The 17,635-nt window shown below is 71.6% G+C and carries 13 protein-coding genes; 6 read left to right on the forward strand and 7 right to left on the reverse strand.

Annotated features, from left to right (window positions below):
- The first annotated feature begins 47 nt into the window (after positions 1-47).
- Entirely contained in the window at positions 48-1,115 is a 1,068-nt protein-coding gene (locus ACFW9O_RS10425) for a LacI family DNA-binding transcriptional regulator (RefSeq protein WP_384607254.1), read from the forward strand.
- Positions 1,116-1,175: 60 nt separating this feature from the next.
- On the forward strand, positions 1,176-1,964 hold the full coding sequence (locus tag ACFW9O_RS10430; RefSeq protein WP_384607257.1) for a sugar phosphate isomerase/epimerase family protein: 789 nt from the start codon (positions 1,176-1,178) through the stop codon (positions 1,962-1,964).
- Between the two features lie 3 nt (positions 1,965-1,967).
- Here ACFW9O_RS10430 and ACFW9O_RS10435 read toward each other — a convergent pair whose 3' ends face one another.
- A complete protein-coding gene (locus tag ACFW9O_RS10435; protein WP_384607260.1) occupies positions 1,968-2,867 on the reverse strand; it encodes an EamA family transporter in 900 nt (299 codons plus the stop codon).
- Positions 2,868-2,965: 98 nt separating this feature from the next.
- Between ACFW9O_RS10435 and ACFW9O_RS10440 the strand changes: the two genes are divergently transcribed.
- The 3 genes from ACFW9O_RS10440 to ACFW9O_RS10450 all read left to right on the forward strand — a co-directional run bounded on the left by ACFW9O_RS10440 (position 2,966) and on the right by ACFW9O_RS10450 (position 6,685).
- Positions 2,966-3,874 (forward strand): LysR substrate-binding domain-containing protein, encoded by a 909-nt coding sequence (locus ACFW9O_RS10440; protein ID WP_384607263.1) that lies wholly within the window; start codon positions 2,966-2,968, stop codon positions 3,872-3,874.
- A gap of 245 nt (positions 3,875-4,119) precedes the next feature.
- A complete protein-coding gene (locus tag ACFW9O_RS10445; protein WP_384607265.1) occupies positions 4,120-5,967 on the forward strand; it encodes a glycoside hydrolase family 3 protein in 1,848 nt (615 codons plus the stop codon).
- 106 nt (positions 5,968-6,073) lie between these two features.
- Positions 6,074-6,685, forward strand: a complete 612-nt coding sequence (locus tag ACFW9O_RS10450) for a hypothetical protein (RefSeq protein ID WP_384607268.1) — start codon at positions 6,074-6,076, stop codon at positions 6,683-6,685.
- A gap of 55 nt (positions 6,686-6,740) precedes the next feature.
- Here ACFW9O_RS10450 and ACFW9O_RS10455 read toward each other — a convergent pair whose 3' ends face one another.
- The 3 genes from ACFW9O_RS10455 to ACFW9O_RS10465 all read right to left on the reverse strand — a co-directional run bounded on the left by ACFW9O_RS10455 (position 6,741) and on the right by ACFW9O_RS10465 (position 12,635).
- Positions 6,741-8,225 carry a S28 family serine protease gene (locus tag ACFW9O_RS10455; RefSeq protein ID WP_384607271.1) on the reverse strand — a complete coding sequence of 495 codons (1,485 nt, stop codon included), beginning with the start codon at positions 8,223-8,225 and terminating at the stop codon, positions 6,741-6,743.
- A gap of 77 nt (positions 8,226-8,302) precedes the next feature.
- A complete protein-coding gene (locus ACFW9O_RS10460; RefSeq protein ID WP_384607274.1) occupies positions 8,303-8,767 on the reverse strand; it encodes a hypothetical protein in 465 nt (154 codons plus the stop codon).
- 88 nt (positions 8,768-8,855) lie between these two features.
- On the reverse strand, positions 8,856-12,635 hold the full coding sequence (locus tag ACFW9O_RS10465) for an ABC transporter ATP-binding protein (RefSeq protein WP_384607276.1): 3,780 nt from the start codon (positions 12,633-12,635) through the stop codon (positions 8,856-8,858).
- 270 nt (positions 12,636-12,905) lie between these two features.
- Here ACFW9O_RS10465 and ACFW9O_RS10470 point away from each other — a divergent pair, with 270 nt between their 5' ends.
- Entirely contained in the window at positions 12,906-13,268 is a 363-nt protein-coding gene (locus tag ACFW9O_RS10470; RefSeq protein ID WP_384607278.1) for a hypothetical protein, read from the forward strand.
- Between the two features lie 79 nt (positions 13,269-13,347).
- Here ACFW9O_RS10470 and ACFW9O_RS10475 read toward each other — a convergent pair whose 3' ends face one another.
- The 3 genes from ACFW9O_RS10475 to ACFW9O_RS10485 all read right to left on the reverse strand — a co-directional run bounded on the left by ACFW9O_RS10475 (position 13,348) and on the right by ACFW9O_RS10485 (position 17,626).
- Positions 13,348-15,030 (reverse strand): thiamine pyrophosphate-binding protein, encoded by a 1,683-nt coding sequence (locus ACFW9O_RS10475; protein ID WP_384607281.1) that lies wholly within the window; start codon positions 15,028-15,030, stop codon positions 13,348-13,350.
- Positions 15,027-16,004, reverse strand: coding sequence for an agmatinase (speB, locus tag ACFW9O_RS10480; protein WP_384607284.1), 978 nt, complete (start codon positions 16,002-16,004; stop codon positions 15,027-15,029). The genes ACFW9O_RS10475 and speB overlap by 4 nt, the downstream gene beginning before the upstream one ends.
- A 152-nt stretch (positions 16,005-16,156) precedes the next feature.
- Positions 16,157-17,626: a sodium:solute symporter gene (locus tag ACFW9O_RS10485; RefSeq protein ID WP_384607287.1), complete on the reverse strand. Its 1,470-nt coding sequence runs from the start codon at positions 17,624-17,626 to the stop codon at positions 16,157-16,159.
- Between the last annotated feature and the right edge of the window lie 9 nt (positions 17,627-17,635).

The raw sequence follows: 17,635 nt of genomic DNA on the forward strand, positions 1-17,635 counted from the left end.
GCGGCCCGGACAAGAGGGGCCGCGCCACAACTCCTCGGAGGAGAGCGATGACAGTCACCCTGGCGGACGTGGCGGCTCGCGCCCGGGTGTCCCCGGCCACCGTGTCCCGCGTGCTGAACGGCAACTACCCGGTGGCCGCGTCCACCCGGGAGCGGGTCCTGCGTGCGGTCGACGACCTCGACTACGTACTGAACGGCCCCGCCAGTTCGCTCGCCGCCTCGACGTCCGACCTGGTCGGGATCCTGGTCAACGACATCGCCGACCCCTTCTTCGGGATCATGGCCGGGGCCGCGCAGACCGAGATCGGCGGACCCGGCGACGGATCGGGCCGCGGGGGCGGCGAGAAGCTCGCCGTCGTCTGCAACACCGGCGGTTCCCCCGAGCGTGAACTCACCTACCTGACCCTGCTCCAGCGCCAGCGCGCCGCAGCCGTCGTCCTGACCGGTGGCGCCCTGGAGGACCCGGCCCACCAGGCCGCGATGGCCACGAAGCTGGCGAAGCTCGCGGACGCCGGTACCCGCATCGTGTTCTGCGGGCGGCCGCCGCTGCCGGACACCGACGCGGTCGTGGCCTCGCTCGCCTTCGACAACCGGGGCGGCGGCCGCCGGCTCACCGAGCACCTCGTCTCGCTCGGCCACCGGCGCATCGCGTACGTCGCGGGGCCCCAGGAGCGCACCACCACACGGCACCGCCTGGAGGGCCACCGCGAGGCGATGAAGGCGGCGGGGCTGTACGGGGACGAGGAGCGGCTCACCGTCCACGGCCCGTACGACCGCCGGTCCGGTTACGAAGCCACCCTCGAACTCCTGCGCAGGGAACCGGACGTGACGGCCGTCGTGGCCGCCAACGACACCGTGGCACTGGGTGCCGCTGCGGCGATCCGGGAGCGTGGGCTCCGCATCCCCGAGGACGTCTCGGTGGCAGGGTTCGACGATCTGCCGTTCTCGGTGGACGCGGTACCGGCCCTGACGACCGTACGGCTGCCGCTGTTCGAGGCCGGGGCACGGGCCGGCCGGCTGGCGATGGGCAAGGAGAAGCCGCCGACCGGGGGCATAACGACGATCTCGGCGGAACTGATGGTCCGCGGCTCGACGGCGCCGCCGCGGGTGGGGTGAGGATTCCCTCGCGGGAACGGGGGTACCGATCAGCCCGGCATCGACGGAAGGACTTGGATCGTGAAGCTCGCTTTTTCGACTCTCGGAGTGCCGGGCCTGCCCGTGGCCGAGGTGGTCCGGCTCGCGGCCGGGCACGGGTACCAGGGGGTGGAGCTGCGCACCCACCCCGAGGAGCCCGTCCACCTGGGGCTCACGCCGCTCGAACGGGCGTCCGTGGTCGAGGAGTTCAAGAACGGCGGGGTCGAGGTCCTGACCCTCGCCGGGTACGTGCGGATCGCCGCCGAGGGTGACGACGAACCGGTCCTGGCCGAGCTCGCCGGGCTGGTGGAGCTGGCCCGCGACCTGGGGGCGGCGAACGTCCGTGTGTTCCCCGGCGGCGGTGGCCAGGAACCCGCCGAGGCCGACGCGACCGCCGCCCGGCGGCTCGGCGCCGCGGCTCCGCACGCCGCCGACATGGGCGTACGGATCCTCCTGGAGACACACGACTCGCACCGCGCCGGGGCCGACGTGGCCCGCGTGGTGGGGACCGTAGGGCACGGGCAGATCGGTGCGATCTGGGACATCATGCACACCTGGCTGGCGGGTGAGGAACCGGTGGCCAGCCATGCGGTACTCGCCCCGCACCTGGGATACGTACAGGTGAAGGACATCGCGTCGGCCGAGGACACCGCGCCGCTGGCCCTCGGGGACGGCGTGCTGCCGTTGAGGGCGTGCCTGGACACGCTGGACGCCGACAGCTGGGTCTGCTGGGAGTACGAGAAACGCTGGCACCCCGGCGCACCGGAGCTGCCCGGACTGCTGGCCGGTGCGCGGGAGTACCTGCTGCGGCTGGGCGCACCGAAGCAGTAGGGGTCAGACCGGTGCCGGCTGCGCCTCCGTCGCCCGCGGGGCGGCCGTGCGCCGCCCCGCCAGGGACGTCAGGGCGACTCCTCCGACCAGCAGCGCCGCCGCGCACCATCGCAGCGGGCTCACCGCCTCGCCGAGGAACAGTGCGGCGGAGGACATGCCGAAGACCGGCACGAGCAGGGTGAACGGGGCCACGGACGAGGCCGGGTGGTGGCGGAGGAGGAAGCCCCAGGCCCCGAAGCCGAAGACCGTGGTGATCCAGGCGACGTAGACGATGATGCCGACGCCGCTCCAGTCGAGCGCCGCGAGGGCCTCGGCATCGCGGTCCGGGCCCTCGATGAGCAGGGACAGGCCGAGCAGCGGCAGTACGGGCACCGTCGACACCCACACCATGAAGTTGAGGGAGTCCGACGGGGCGGCCTTGCGGGTGAGGACGTTCGACACGCCCCAGCAGGCCGCCGCCGCCACGACCAGGACGAAGGCGAGCACGGGCCCGCCCGCTCCCTCGTCCACGGCCGCGACCCCGATGCCCGCGAGGGCCACGCCCATCCCCAGCGCCCTCACCCTGCCCGGCCGTTCACCGAGTGCCAGGGCCGCGAACAGTGCGGTGAAGACCGCTTGGACCTGGAGGACGAGGGAGGAGAGCCCGGCGGGCATCCCGCGGTCCATGCCGATGAAGAGCAGCCCGAACTTGGCCACCCCGAGGACCAGGCCCACGCTGATGATCCACTTCCACGCGACGGTGGGCCGCCCGACGAGGAACACGGCGGGCAGCGCGGCGACGAGGAAGCGCAGGGCGGAGAAGAGCAGGGGCGGGAAGTGGGCGAGGCCGACCTCGATGACGACGAAGTTCACGCCCCAGACTGCGGCGACGAGCGCGGCCAGGGCGATGTGGAGGGGACGCATGTACCGAGGATCGGCTGCGGGGACCGTGTAGCACCAGCGCGGATTTCTTCATGGTTGGATTAAGCGTTGCTCATGCTTCGCTCTCCCGGGAGGCTCCCGTGCTCGATCTGTCCCGGCTGCGCGCCCTGCACGCCATCTCCGTCCACGGCTCCGTCGCGGGCGCGGCGGCGGCGCTCGGGTACACGGCCTCGGCGGTCTCCCAGCAGATCACCAAGCTGGAGCGGGAGACCAGGACGACGCTTCTCGAGCGGCGCGGGCGTGGGGTGGCTCTCACCGAGGACGCGCTCCATCTCGCCGCTACGGCACAGCAGTTGCTGGCGATCGTTGAGCAGGCCGAGACGACGCTGGAGGAGCGCAGGGGGCTGCCGACGGGGCGGCTGTCGATCGGCGCGTTCGCGTCCGCGGCGCGGGGCCTGCTGCCCGGAGTGCTGGCGCGGCTGCAGCGGGAACACCCCTCCTTGGACGCCCGGCTCACCGAGGTCGATCCGCACCTCTCGGTCGACCTGGTGGCGAAGGGCGTGATCGATCTCGCCGTGGCACACGACTGGGACATCGCGCCGCTGCCCGCGCCGGAAGGGGTGGCGCAGGCGGTCATCGGCGACGACCGGTGCGACCTGCTGGTGCCGGAGGGGCACCCGCTCACCGGGCGGACGGCGGTGCGGCGCGAGGAGCTGGCCCGGGAGCGGTGGGTGTGCCAGCCGCCCGGCACGGTGTGCCACGACTGGCTCGTACGGACGCTGCGGGCGGCGGGGTACGAGCCGGACATCCGCCACCGGGCCGAGGAGAACCACACCCAGCTGGCCCTGGTCGCCGCCGGACTCGGCGTGGCGATGATTCCGCGACTGGGGCGGGGGCCGCTCCCGCCGGGCGTGGTGGAGGTGCGCCTGGATCCCGTACCGGTGCGGCGGCTGTACGCGCTGTGGCGCACGGAGGCGGCACGGCGACCGGCGATCACCGCGGCGGTGGCGGCACTTCAGGGGCACGGCGCGGGGGCGGGGCTGACGTAACCGACGGGAGGCACGCGTCCGCGGCGCGGGGGCGCACCTCCGAGCACGCGTGGGGGCACACCTCCCAGCGCGGCAGCGCGGGGGCACGCGTCCCGCCGCATGACACGGGTGTGGGCCATGTCCGGGCATGTCCACCCGTCCCCCCGCGTGTCACTGCCTTTATCGGGTGGTCCTCTTGACTGGTAGTTACTTTCCATATATCCGTACCTTCTTGGAAGTTTCTTTCAGCACCGGAAGGAGCTCACGTGCACCACCGCACCTCCAGACGCACTCTTCTCACGGCCACCGCGGCCACCGTCGCCGCGGCCGCGACGGGCGTCGCCGCCGTTCCCGGGACCGCCCAGGCATCCACGGGCACCTCCACGGACAGCCGCCTCAAGCGGCTCATCGCCCGGATGAGCCTGGAGGAGAAGGTCGGCCAGCTCTTCGTGATGCGGGTGTACGGGCACTCCGCCACCGCACCCGACCAGGCGGACATCGACGCCAACCTCGCCGAGATCGGCGTGCGCACCGCGGCCGAGCTGATCTCGACGTACCACGTCGGCGGCATCATCTACTTCGCGTGGGCGCACAACACCCGCGACCCGCACCAGATCGCCGATCTGTCCAACGGCATCCAGCGCGCCGGGCTCGCCGGGCCCACTCCCCTGCCTCTCCTCGTCTCCACGGACCAGGAGCACGGGATCGTCTGCCGCGTCGGCGAGCCCGCCACCCTGATGCCCGGCGCGATGGCGCTGGGCGCGGGCGGCTCGCGCTCCGACGCGCGCACGGCCGGCCGGATCGCCGGGGCCGAACTGGCCGCGCTCGGCATCAACCAGAACTACGCGCCGGACGCCGACGTCAACGTCAACCCGGCCAACCCGGTCATCGGCGTACGCTCCTTCGGCTCCGACCCGGAGTCGGTGGCCGGCCTGGTCGCCGCCCAGGTGAAGGGCTACCAGAGCTCCGGAATCGCCTCCACGGCCAAGCACTTCCCCGGTCACGGCGACACCAGCACCGACAGCCACACGGGGCTGCCCTACATCCATCACACCCGCGAACAGTGGGCGGAGCTCGACGCCCCGCCGTTCCGGGCGGCCGTCGCCGCGGGCATCGACTCGATCATGACGGCCCACATCGTGGTGCCCGCCCTGGACCCGTCGGAGGACCCCGCCACCCTGTCCCGGCCGATCCTCACCGGCATCCTGCGCGAGGAACTCGGCTACGACGGCGTCGTGGTCACCGACTCGCTCGGCATGGAGGGCGTGCGCACGAAGTACGGTGACGAGCGCGTCCCGGTGCTCGCCCTTCAGGCAGGCGTCGACCAGCTGCTCAACCCGCCGAACCTCTCCGTCGCGTGGAACGCCGTCCTCGACGCCGTGCGGAACGGTGAGATCAGCGAGGCCCGCATCGAGGAATCGATCCTGCGCATCCTGCGGCTGAAGTCGAAGCTGGGCCTGTTCCGGGACCCCTACGTCACCCACCGGGGCGTGGACCGCACCGTGGGCATCCGTACCCATCTCGCCGCCGCCGACCGGATCGCCGAGCGCACGACCACGCTGCTCGCCAACACCGGTTCGCTGCTGCCGCTCTCCCGCCGCTCCCACCGCAACCTGCTCGTGGTCGGCGCCGATCCGGCCTCCCCCTCGGGCACGACCGGACCACCGACCACGACGCTCGCCGCAGCGTTCGAGGAGCTGGGGTACACGGCCACCGCCCTGTCCACCGGCACCGCTCCCGCCCCGGCGAAGATCGCCGAAGCGGTGGCCGCCGCGCAGGGCAAGGACGCGGTGATCGTGGGGACGTACAACGTCACCGCGACCAGCTCCCAGCGCACGCTCGTCCAGGCCCTCGCGGCGACCGGGGTACCGGTGATCACCGTCGCGATCCGCAACCCGTACGACATCGCCCAGCTGGCCGCCACCGGTTACGCCGCGAGCCTCGCCGCGTACTCCTGGACGGACGTCGAACTCCGGGCCGCCGCACGGGTGATCGCGGGGCGGGCCGAACCCCGGGGCAAGCTGCCGGTCCCGGTGCAGCGTGCGGACGTCCCGGCACAGGCGCTGTACCCGGTCGGCTACGGACTGTCGTACCAGACGTACGCCGCACCCTAGGCGTACCGACACCGAAGAGCGCAAAGCCCCCCGCTCGCCTGGCGTGTGCCCGCTCCGGCGGGTCACGCTGGGTGTACGTCTTTACGGACGTATCGGGGGGTCATGCATGTACGAGCACCGTGTCCCGGGGGTCCTGCGCGGCCTGCTGTTCGCACTCGCGGCACTGTCCCTGAGCGCCTGCAGACAGCCCGTGGGCGCCTCGGGGCCCGGGGGCGACGGGCTGCGGGACAGTACCGCGCCGTCGGGTTACGGGGTGGTGTTCCTGGGGCCCGCCGACTGCAGTTCGCGCGGGGACGTGGTCCGTGAGGTGTCGTGCCGCAGCGAGAAGGCGGCGGCACGGGTACTGACGCGGTACACAGGTGCGCCCTCGGAGGGTCCGGCCTGCCCGCCCTCGACCGATTTCGTCCTGCACATCTCGCCGAGCGGCCCCTCCCAGGAGCCCGCCGTGCCCGGCGGGTACGCGTGCATGCGCAATCTGGAGTCTCCGCATCCTGGTGATCCGGGGCAGGGCGGAGGCCCTCTGACCGTCGTCGGGGACTGCGTCTACGGCTCGCGCAAGGGCGAGGTCAGGGAGACGGCTTGCGACGGATCGGGCGAGCGGCCACCGGAGTTCGAGGTCGGCTCCGCGGTGGGGCGGCGCGGTCTGTGCCCGGACACGACGGATCTCTTCGTGCAGTTGGGCGGGGAAACACCGGTGGGCTGCGCGCACCGGGTGTGAACAACACCCGGTGCGCACAGCCCACTTCGGCACAGAGGCCCGGACTGCAGTCCGACTACGGCCGCAGTGTGCCCTGGTCCCGCTCGAGCTCCACGTCCCGCTTGTCCAGACGCGCGTCGAACTTCGCGAGCGGCTTCGCCTTCGCCGGGTCGGCCTCGACGGCCGCGGGGGCCACTCCGGCCCAGCGCAGGATGGCCGCGGTGGCGTTCGCCTTCTCGTCGGCGACGAGACCGGCGACCTTGGAACCGTGGTTGCCGCCCGGCACGGTGTAGACGTAGCTGTCACGCGCGCCCCTGCCGAGGCGGAAGGGCTCGGCACCCCACGGGTCGTTCTCCCCGTAGACGTACAGCATGTGCCGGGCGTTGTTCCTGACCCAGCTGTCGATGTCCCGCATCGCCGACGGCTGGAACTTCATCGGGATGTCGCGCGGCACGAAGGTGCGCGGCGGCTGGTAGCCGTAGCGGCTCAGGCCGCCGAGCCACGGCTGCTTGATGTCGGGCGATCCGAGCTGCGTGCCCGCCTGGTAGTAGTACGGCGTGTACGTCCCCAGGCCCTGGTCGGCATAGGCCGAGAAGCCGGCGATGCCGTCGATCGAGTCCCAGATCTCCTGGTCGGTCGCCTTGGCGGCGTCGGCCGGGATGGCCTCGCAGTCGGCGAGCATGCTGTACTGCCAGAACGCCCAGACGTAGTCCATGACGACGGCTTCGTACGCCTTGTCGAGCGAGCCCACGGTGTTGAAGGTGTAGCCGCTCTCGGCGGCGTACGCCTCGTACTTCTTCTCCAGCGGCTCACGGCGGACGAGGGCCTCGCGCTGGACGCCGGAGAGCCGGTCGCGGCACTCCTTGGTGCCGACGCGGGCGAGGAAGCGGTCGTACGCCGAGTCCTCCTTGTTGACCACGTCGTTGGGCGCGACGTAGGCGACGACGCCGTCCATGTCCTTCGGGTAGAAGCGCTCGAAGTAGGTGGCGGTCATGCCGCCCTTGGAGCCGCCGGTGGTCAGCCAGTTCTCGGAGTAGATCTTCTTCAGCGCGGTGAAGACACGGTGCTGATCACTGGCGGCCTGCCAGATGTCGAGCTTCGACCAGTCCGCCGGCGCAGGGCGGGACGGGGTGAAGTAGCGGTACTCCAGCGAGACCTGGTTGCCGTCGATGATCTGTGTCGGCTCGCTGCGGCTGGGATTGGTCGAGACGTTGTAGCCGCTGGTGAAGAAGACCGTCGGGCGGCTCGTGTCCTTGTGCAGCAGGGTGATGCGCTGCTGGAACGTGCCCTTGGACGGCCTCTTGTGGTCGATCGGCTGGGTGTAGTTGAGGACGAAGTAGCGGTACCCGGGGTACGGCTTCTCCTGGATCAGACTCATGCCCGGGATGGCCAGGATGCGGTCCTTGATGTCCTCGCTGCTGCTCTCGCTGCTGCTGGTCGAGCCGCTGCTCTGCTTCGCGGTCGGTTCCGCGGCGGTGGCCGCACCGGCCGAGGCCCCCGTCGCACTCACTGTGCCTATGAGCACCGCGAGCGACAGGACCCCTCTGAGCGCCTTGCGCATGCACCCTCCCCTTGATTCACGACAGTCGCCGCGAACCTAGCCGGGGTAACACCTGCAACGCCAGACCCAGTTGTACGTCAGCACAGGATCCATCCCGTGGATGCCGATTTGCCCGCGATGGAACCGGACGCGCGGACGCAGCGGTTGAGGGCGTGGACCGTGACCGGACCGGCCAGCTTGGTGAACGTGCCGCTGTCGACGGCCGCCCGGCCGCCGCGCGGCTGCAGGGACACGCGCATGGCGCGGCGCGCACCCGGCTTGCTGGCGACGGTGACGGCGCACGCGTAGGCGCGGCTCTCGTAGACGCGTAGTGAACCGGTGGAGAAGGTCACCGTCTTGACCAGCCGTCCGGAACAGGCCGACGCGGCGTGCGCCGGGGACGCACCCGAAGTGCCGAGTACCAGCCCGACGGCTCCGAGCAGCGGCAGGACGAACAGGAGGACCCCCAGGCGCCTCCCGGCGGGTCCTCCCGACGGTCTCGACGACTTCAGCGGTCCCACCACCCCGTCCACCCCACCTGTTCCGTCAGTTCCATCGAACATTTCGAGCCTCACCAGACACGTGTACGTATGTGCGTACGACGCCGAGGCGGGCCGAAAGGTTCCGGAACCGGTGGAGTGGCCGGACGTTTCACACGCCCGCCGGTGTGCCCTCCCCTATGTCCTCCCCTATGAAGGTGCGCCACAGCCGGGCGTACGTCCCGTCCCTGGCGAGCAGTTCGTCGTGCGTGCCGTCCTCGGCGACCCTGCCGTGGTCCATCACCACGACCCGGTCGGCGCGGGCGGCCGTCGTCAGCCGGTGTGCCACCACGAGCGTGGTGCGGCGGCCGGTCAGCCGGTCGGTGGCCTGGTTGACCAGTGCCTCGCTGGCGAGGTCCAGGGAGGCGGTCGCCTCGTCGAGGAGGAGGATGTCGGGGTCGACCAGCTCGGCGCGGGCGAGGGCGATCAGCTGGCGCTGGCCGGCCGAGAGGTTGCGGCCGCGCTCGGCGACCTCGTGCAGGTAGCCGTCCTCCAGGGTGGCGATCATGTCGTGCGCGCCGACCCCCCTGGCCGCCGCCTCCACCTGCGCGTCGGTGGCGTCCGGCAGGCCGTAGGCGATGGCGTCGCGGACCGTACCGGCGAAGAGGTAGGCCTCCTGCGGTACGACTCCGAGCCGGTGCCGGTACGCGGTCATGTCGAGTGCGCGCAGATCCGTGCCGTCCGCCGTGACACGCCCGCTCGTCGGGTCGTAGAACCGGGCGACGAGCTTGACGAGCGTGGACTTCCCCGCCCCGGTCTCGCCGACGAACGCGACCGTCTGACCGGCCGGGATCCGCAGGTCGATGCCGGTGAGCGCCTCCTCCTGCCCCTTGTCGCCGTCGAAGGAGCCGTAGGCGAAGGAGACGTCCTCGAAAACGATCTCGCCGCGCAGCGAGGAGACGTCCTGCGGCGCGTCGTGGTTGGCCGTGGAGGTGGGCTCCCGCAGGAGCTCCTGGATCCGGCCGAGGGAGACCGTGGCCTGCTGGTAGCCGTCGAAGACCTGGGACAGCTGCTGCACGGGGGCGAAGAACAGGTCGATGTAGAGGAGGTAGGCGACCAGTGCCCCCGTGGTCAGCGTGCCGCTGTCGACGCGGCCCGCACCGACGATCAGCACGGCGGCCGCCGCGACGGAGGCGAGCAGCTGCACGAACGGGAAGTACACGGAGATCAGCCACTGGCCGCGCACCCGGGCCTGGCGGTAGTGGTCGCTGCGGGCCGCGAACTGCTCGGCGCCGTCCTGCTCGCGCCGGAACGCCTGCACGATCCGCAGGCCGGAGACGGACTCCTGGAGGTCGGCGTTGACGACGCTGATGCGTGTCCGGGCGAGCTCGTACGCCTTGACGCTCTTCCGGCGGAAGAAGAACGTGCCGACGATCAGCAGCGGCAGCGTCGCGAAGACGACCAGGGCCAGCTGGATGTCGAGGACGAGCAGGACGACGGTGATACCGAAGAAGGTGACGACGGAGACGAAGGCCGTGACCAGACCGGTCTGGAGGAACGTGGACAGCGCGTCCACGTCCGTCGTCATCCGGGTCATGATCCGGCCGGTCAGCTCGCGCTCGTAGTAGTCGAGGCCGAGCCGCTGGAGCTGCGCGAAGATCTTGAGGCGGAGCGAGTACAGGACGCGTTCGCCCGTACGGCCGGTCATCCGGGTCTCGCCGATCTGGGCCACCCACTGCACGAGGACCGCGAGCAGGCCGAGGCCCGCCGCCGCCCAGACCGCGCCGAGCGCCATCTTGGTGACGCCGTCGTCGATGCCGTGCCGGATCAGCACGGGCAGGAGCAGGCCCATGCCCGCGTCGACGGCGACCAGTGCCAGGCTCACCAGCAGCGGGAGCCCGAAGCCGCGCAGCAGTCTGCGCAGCCCGTACGACTCCTCGGGACGGACCGCGCTCGCCTCGTCGATGCCCGGGGCGTCCGTGGCGGGCGGCAGCGCGTCGACCTGGGCGAGGAGCTCGGGGGTCGCGGGCATTCCGGCCGCGGCCGTGTCGCGCTGCTCCTCCTTGCGGATCCACAGCTCGGGGGTGACGCCGCGCTCGGCGTCGAACTCGGCCTCCAGTTCCTCCTGGAGCGCGCGGTCGTCGTCCTCGGGCGCCCCGGTCATGACCGGCTGGTGGCCCGGTGAGGTGCCGCCCATTTCGTCGGGGTCGGTGAGGAGCCGGCGGTAGAGCGCGGAGCGCTGCTCCAGCTCCGCGTGCGTACCGATGTCCGCGAGCCGCCCCCGGTCGAGGACGGCGATGCGGTCGGCGAGGCCGAGGGTGGAGCGGCGGTGCGCTATCAGCAGGGTCGTGCGGCCGGCCATGACCTGTGTCAGGGCTTCGTGGATCTCGTGCTCCACGCGGGCGTCGACGGCGGAGGTGGCGTCGTCGAGGAGGAGCAGCCGGGGGTCGGTGAGGATGGCGCGGGCGAGCGCCACGCGCTGGCGCTGGCCGCCGGAGAGGGTGAGCCCGTGCTCGCCGACCGTGGTGTCGTACCCCTCGGGCAGCTCGGAGATGAAGCCGTGGGCCTGGGCGGCGCGGGCGGCCTGCTCGATCCGCTCCTGGGTGGCCCCCGGGTATCCGTACGCGATGTTGGCGCGGATCGTGTCGGAGAAGAGGAAGCTGTCCTCCGGTACGAGCCCGATGGCGGCCCGGAGAGAGTTCTGGGTCAGCTCGCGGACGTCGTGGCCGCCGACGAGGACGGCGCCGTGCGTCACGTCGTAGAAGCGGGGCAGCAGGAGCGAGACCGTGGACTTGCCGCTGCCGGAGGCGCCGACGACGGCGACCGTCTCGCCGGGCTCGATGGTGAGGGAGAAGCCGTCGAGTACGGGGCGCTCCTCGTCGTAGCCGAAGCGCACGTCGTCGAACTCGACGCGGGCGGGGGCGTCGGCCGGGAGCTCCTTCGTGCCGTCCCGCATGGACGGTTCGGTGTCGATCAGCTCCAGGACGCGCTCCACACCGGCCCGTGCCTGCTGGCCGACGGTCAGGACCATGGCGAGCATCCGGACGGGGCCGACGAGCTGGGCGAGATAGGTGGAGAAGGCGACGAACGTACCGAGGGTGATCTCGCCGCGGGTGGCGAGCCAGCCGCCGAGTGCCAGCATGGCGACCTGGCCGAACGCGGGGACGGCCTGGAGGGCGGGGGTGTAGCGGGAGTTCAGCCTGATGGTGCGCAGCCGGCCCGCGAAGAGCCTGCGGCTGACCTCGCGGAGCTTGCCCGTCTCCTGTTCCTCCTGCCCGAACCCCTTGACGACCCTGACTCCGGACACGGCCCCGTCCACCACTCCGGCGACGGCGGCGGCCTGGCTCTGCGCGTACCAGGTGGCGGGGAAGAGCCGGGCGCGGGAGCGGCGGGCGATGAACCAGAGGGCGGGGGCGACGGCGAGGGCGACGAGGGTCAGGGGCAGCGAGAGCCACGCCATGATCACCAGGGAGATGACGAAGAGCAGGATGTTCCCGATGGTCATCGGGAGCATGAAGAGGAGCCCCTGGATCAGCTGGAGGTCGCTGGTGGCACGCCCGACGACCTGCCCGGTCGACAGCTCGTCCTGCCGCTTCCCGTCGAGCCGGGTGATCGTCGTGTACATCTCGGTGCGCAGGTCGTGCTGTACGTCGAGGGCGAGCCGGCCGCCGTAGTAGCGGCGGACGAAGGTGGCGGCGTAGACGAGGACGGCGGCTCCGATGAGGAGGCCGGTCCAGACGCCGAGGGAACGGGTGTGGTCGCCGACGACGTCGTCGATGATCACCTTGGTGATCAGCGGGACGAGGGCCATCACGGCCATACCGGCGAGCGACGACCCGAGCGCCAGCACGACGTTGCGCCGGTAACGCCACGCGTATCCGGTCAGCCGCCGGCCCCACCCCTGTTGGTCGGCGCCCTGTTCCTTCGCGCCCTGCACCTTCGCGCCCGCCACCCCGTGCCTCCAGTTCCGCCCCGCTGTCCCACCTGACCTACCGCACGTCACCAACGCGGTCAGCTGCGGATTTCATCCCGCTGCAACAATTCTCGGCCCATGGTCGGAGACGGTACTCGGGTGGTCCTAGGACCGCCCGGGGGTGAGAGGGGCGCCTTCGGCCGGGCTCGCGCACGCCGGGGCGGGCGGGTTCGGCCGGTGGGTGAGCCGGGTAGTCATGTCCGCTGACGGGACCGGGACCGACGGGTGACGACGGGGACAGGGGACTCCATGCCGAACAGCGCCCACGCGGAGGCATTCCGCTGCGGACAGCTCTACGCGGCGCTGGCGGCGCTGCAGAAGTACAGCGACGGACCGCATCATTCGCTGGGCAGGCCCGCGACGGTGAAGGACATCCTGAGATCACCGTCGAAGGTGCTCAACGAGCACCTGTGGCGGGTCGGGAAGTATCTGATCACCGCGCACAACAAGGGGGACGGAGCGGCGGCGGCGGTGCTCTTCCGGTCGATCCCCGATCTCCTGCCGACGCGGAAGGAACCTCCGTTCGCCCTCGACGCCGGGCAGCGGGAGCAGTTCCAGCTCGGTGCCGAGGCCCAGAAGGCCGAGATCGAGAGGGCTCTTCAGTCGCTGTAGGCGCCCGGGGTGCCGCCCGGGGGCACGGCCGTCCGCGCACCCGGGGCACGGCTCACCGGGGTGCGCGGACGGCAGGTGCTCACAGGTGTGTCGGCTCGAACATCCTCAGCAGGGCGGGGAGCACGACCACCGACGGGCCGGGGCTCGCCAGGGCCTTCCCCAGGTCGGCCGCGAGGGACTCCGGCGTGGTGAGGACCGCGGGGACGCCGAAGGACTCGGCCAGGGCGACGAAGTCCGGCCGGGTCAGTTCCGTCGCCGTGGCCTCGCCGAAGGCGCCCGTCATGTACTCGCGCAGGATGCCGTAGCCGCCGTCGTCGACGATCAGCCAGGTGACGGGCAGGTCGTACTGCCGCGCCGTGGCGAGCTCGGCGATCGAGTACATCGCGCCGCCGTCGCCGGAGACCGCCAGCACGGGCTTCGTACGGTCGGCCGCCGCCGCTCCGATCGCGGCCGGGAAGCCGTAGCCGAGGCCGCCCGCGCCCTGCGCCGAGTGCATCGTGTTGGGGTGGCGGGCATCGAAGGCGGACCAGGCCCAGTAGGCGAGGATCGTCATGTCCCAGAAGCTGGGCGAGGTGTCGGGCAGTGCCTCGCGGACCGAGGCGAGCACCTGCTGCTCCAGGGTGAGGTCCTGGGCGGCGATCCTGTCGTGGACGGCCCCCAGCACCGTCGCGACGCGCTCGGCCGCGGTCTCGTCCTCGCGGGCCTCCACCGCGTCCAGGAGGTCGTCGAGGGCCTCGCGGGCGTCGGAGTGGATGCCGAGCGCGGGGTGGTTGGACTCCAGCTTCCCGGCGTCGGCCTCGATCTGGATGACCCGGCCGCGGGGAGCGAACGTGTGGTAGTTCGAGGAGAGTTCGCCGAGCCCGGAGCCGACGACCAGCAGCACGTCCGCGGACTCCAGGAAGTCCGTGGTGTGCCGGTCCTCCAGCCAGGACCGGAGCGAGAGCGGGTGCTCCCAGGGGAAGGCGCCCTTGCCGCCGAACGTGGTGACGACGGGGGCGTTGATCTTCTCCGCGAGCGCGCGCAGCTTGCCGGTCGCGTCGGACCGTACGACTCCGCCGCCCGCGATGATCGCGGGCCGCTCGGCGTTCGACAGCAGGTGGGCTGCCGCGACGGTCAGCTCGGGGCGCGGGTACAGCTCGCGCGGGGTCGCGTCGAGTGCGCTGACGACCGGCAGGAACGTCTCGGCGAGCAGCACGTCCTGCGGGATCTCCACCCAGACCGGCCCGTGCGGAGCGGTGAGCGCGGACTCCCAGGCGGCGGCGATCGCGGAGGGGATCTGCGAGGCCGTGCGCACGGTGTGCACGGACTTCACGATGTCGCGGAACGACGCCTTCTGGTCGCGGAGTTCGTGCAGGTAGCCGTGGCGCCCGCCGCCGAGCCCGGCGGTGGGGATCTGGCTGGAGATCGCCAGGACGGGTGCGGACGCCGCCGCCGCTTCCTGGAGTGCGGCGAGGGAGGTCAGCGCGCCCGGTCCGGTGGAGAGGAGCAGCGGGGCGACCTCGCCGGTGATCCGGCCGTAGGCGTCGGCGGCGAAGCCCGCGTTGTTCTCGACGCGCAGCCCGATGTACGCGAGGGAGGAGCGCCGCAGGGCGTCGAACATGCCGAGCGCGTGCTGGCCGGGCAGTCCGAAGACGGTGGTGGCGCCGAGGCCCTGGAGAGTCTCGACCACCAGGTCGCCGCCGTTGCGTCCGGCCGGCGGGTTCAGTGCTGCCTCGGCCTGCGCGGGGGTGAGCCGGGGCCGGTCGTCGTGGTCGTGGCTCACTTGCCCTGTGCTCCCTTGGCCGCCGCGATCTGGCGGGCCATGATCGTCGTGAGTTCGTACGCCGTGTGGGAGGCGGCGACGGAGGTGATCTCCGCGTGGTCGTACGCGGGGGCCACCTCGACCAGGTCGGCGGAGACCAGGTTGCAGGAGGACAGGCCGCGCAGGATCTCCAGGAGCTCGCGCGAGGTCAGGCCGCCGGCCTCGGGGGTGCCGGTGCCGGGGGCGTGCGCCGGGTCCAGGACGTCGATGTCGATGGAGATGTAGAGCGGCCGGTCGCCGATGCGCTGGCGCAGCTGGTCGGCGATCTCGTCGACGCCGCGCCGCATGACGTCGGCGGAGGTGACGATGCCGAAGCCCAGCTTCTCGTCGTCGGTGAGGTCCTGCTTGCCGTACAGCGGGCCGCGCGTGCCGACGTGGGACAGCGCCTCGGTGTCGAGGATGCCCTCCTCGACGGCCCGGCGGAACGGGGTGCCGTGGGTGTACTCGGCGCCGAAGTAGGTGTCCCAGGTGTCCAGGTGCGCGTCGAAGTGGAGCAGGGCGACGGGGCCGTGCTTCTTGGCGACGGAACGCAGCAGGGGCAGCGCGATGGTGTGGTCGCCGCCGAGGGTCATCAGGCGGGCGCCGGTGGAGAGCAGGTCGTCGGCGGCGGCCTCGACCGTGTCGACGGCCTCGTTGATGTTGAACGGGTTCGCGGCGATGTCACCGGCGTCGGCGACCTGGGCGAGGGCGAACGGGGAGGCGTCCTGCGCCGGGTTGTAGGGGCGCAGGAGGCGGGAGGCCTCGCGGATGGCGTTGCCGCCGAAGCGCGCGCCGGGACGGTAGGAGACGCCGCTGTCGAAGGGCACGCCGACCACGGCGATGTCGGTGGTGCCGACCTCGTCGAGCCGCGGCAGCCGGGCGAACGTCGCGGGACCGGCGTACCGCGGGACGCGGGAGGAGTCGACGGGGCCGCGCGGCGATTCGTTGCTGCTCATGGGGCGGGTGCCTTTCCTTCGGTTTTCGTACGGTATCCAGTGTGCGGGGTTCGGCGGTGTACCGGCCCCCACGCCAACGGTTGCGTCCTCGACCGCCGGACGGGCCCCGGATTGCTATCGGGCCCGCCCTGCGATCGAGGACGACGAGGTGGTCAGGTGGTGGCCGGCTCCGGGGCGGGCGCGGGCTCGGCGTCCGCACTCCGGCCCGCCAGCCGCTCGCGCCAGGCGACGAGCACCGCGGCGTCCGTCGGCTTCGTCGCCAGCGAGACGATCACGTACACGGCGAGCGAGGCGAGCAGTCCGTAGTAGACGGGCTCGTTGGCGAGGATCCCGTAGGTCGCCATCAGCCCGATCACCGCGACGCCGCCCACACAGACCGAGGCCAGCGCGCCCGCGGCCGTGCCCCTGCGCCACAGGAGGCCGCCCAGGATCGGCACCAGCAGCCCGCCGACGAGCAGGTTGTAGGCGACGGTCAGGGCCTCCACGACGTTGTTGAGCGCGATGGCGATGGCAATGACGGCGATGCCCATGATCAGGATGAAGACCCGGTTGCCCTTCACCTCGTCACGCTCCTCGCCGTCCCCCCTGCTGACCGCGCCTCGGAGCCGCGACCAGATGTCGTTGTTGGCGACGGTCGCACAGGCGATCAGCGCACCGGAGGACGTCGACATCACCGCGGCGAGCGCGGCCGCCAGCACCAGGCCGCGCACACCGACCGGCAGTTCGTCCTTGACGATGGTCGCGAAGGCGGCGTCCGCGCTGGGCAGGTTCGGGTACATGACCTTGGCCGCCGTGCCGATGACGGCCCCGGCGATCGCGTACACCAGGCAGTAGGTACCGGCGACGGTTCCGCCCCAGCGTGCCGTGCGGTCGCTGCGGGCCGTGAACACGCGCTGCCAGATGTCCTGGCCGATCAGCATGCCGAAGGTGTAGATCAGGACGTACGTGAAGATCGTCTCGCCGCCGATGCCCAGCGGGTCGAAGTACTCGGTGGGCAGCTGGGCCTTCATCTCGCTGAAGCCGCCCGCCTTGATGACCGCGATCGGCAGGAGCAGCAGCAGGACGCCGATCGTCTTGACGACGAACTGCACCATGTCGGTGAGCGTGATCGACCACATGCCGCCGAGCGTCGAGTACGCGACCACGATGGCGCCACCGAGGATGATCGAGAGGGTCCGGTTCAGGTCGAACAGGACGTCGAAGATCGTGGCGTACGCGATCGTGGAGGTGACCGCGAGCATCAGCGTGTAGGCCCACATGACGACGCCGGATATGAGCCCCGCCCTGCCGCCGTAGCGCAGGTCGAGCATCTCGGAGACGGTGTAGACCTTCAGCCGGGCGATGCGGGCCGAGAAGAAGACGGACAGGGCGAGCAGCCCGAGGCCGATGGTGAAGACCATCCAGGCGCCGGAGAGCCCGTACTGGTAGCCGAGGCCGACCCCGCCGATCGTCGAGGCGCCGCCGAGGACGATCGCCGCCATGGTGCCGGAGTACATCCAGGGGCCGAGCCGCCGGCCGGCGACCAGGAACTCGCTCTTGGACTTGGCGCGGCGCATGCCCCACCAGCCCATGGCGAGCATGCCGGCCAGATAGACGACGATCACTGCGTAGTCGACAGCCATGGGCTTCCT

Origin of the sequence: Streptomyces sp. NPDC059499, assembly GCF_042749285.1 — a bacterium.
Classification (GTDB): domain Bacteria; phylum Actinomycetota; class Actinomycetes; order Streptomycetales; family Streptomycetaceae; genus Streptomyces.

What these genes read in the sequence shown, in the direction of transcription:
- ACFW9O_RS10425 (WP_384607254.1), top strand. Translation starts at nt 48, where the DNA reads ATGACAGTCACCCTGGCGGACGTGGCGGCTCGCGCCCGGGTGTCCCCG.
- ACFW9O_RS10435 (WP_384607260.1), bottom strand. Translation starts at nt 2,867, where the DNA reads ATGCGTCCCCTCCACATCGCCCTGGCCGCGCTCGTCGCCGCAGTCTGG.
- ACFW9O_RS10450 (WP_384607268.1), top strand. Translation starts at nt 6,074, where the DNA reads ATGTACGAGCACCGTGTCCCGGGGGTCCTGCGCGGCCTGCTGTTCGCA.
- ACFW9O_RS10455 (WP_384607271.1), bottom strand. Translation starts at nt 8,225, where the DNA reads ATGCGCAAGGCGCTCAGAGGGGTCCTGTCGCTCGCGGTGCTCATAGGC.
- ACFW9O_RS10460 (WP_384607274.1), bottom strand. Translation starts at nt 8,767, where the DNA reads ATGTTCGATGGAACTGACGGAACAGGTGGGGTGGACGGGGTGGTGGGA.
- ACFW9O_RS10470 (WP_384607278.1), top strand. Translation starts at nt 12,906, where the DNA reads ATGCCGAACAGCGCCCACGCGGAGGCATTCCGCTGCGGACAGCTCTAC.
- speB (WP_384607284.1), bottom strand. Translation starts at nt 16,004, where the DNA reads ATGAGCAGCAACGAATCGCCGCGCGGCCCCGTCGACTCCTCCCGCGTC.
- ACFW9O_RS10485 (WP_384607287.1), bottom strand. Translation starts at nt 17,626, where the DNA reads ATGGCTGTCGACTACGCAGTGATCGTCGTCTATCTGGCCGGCATGCTC.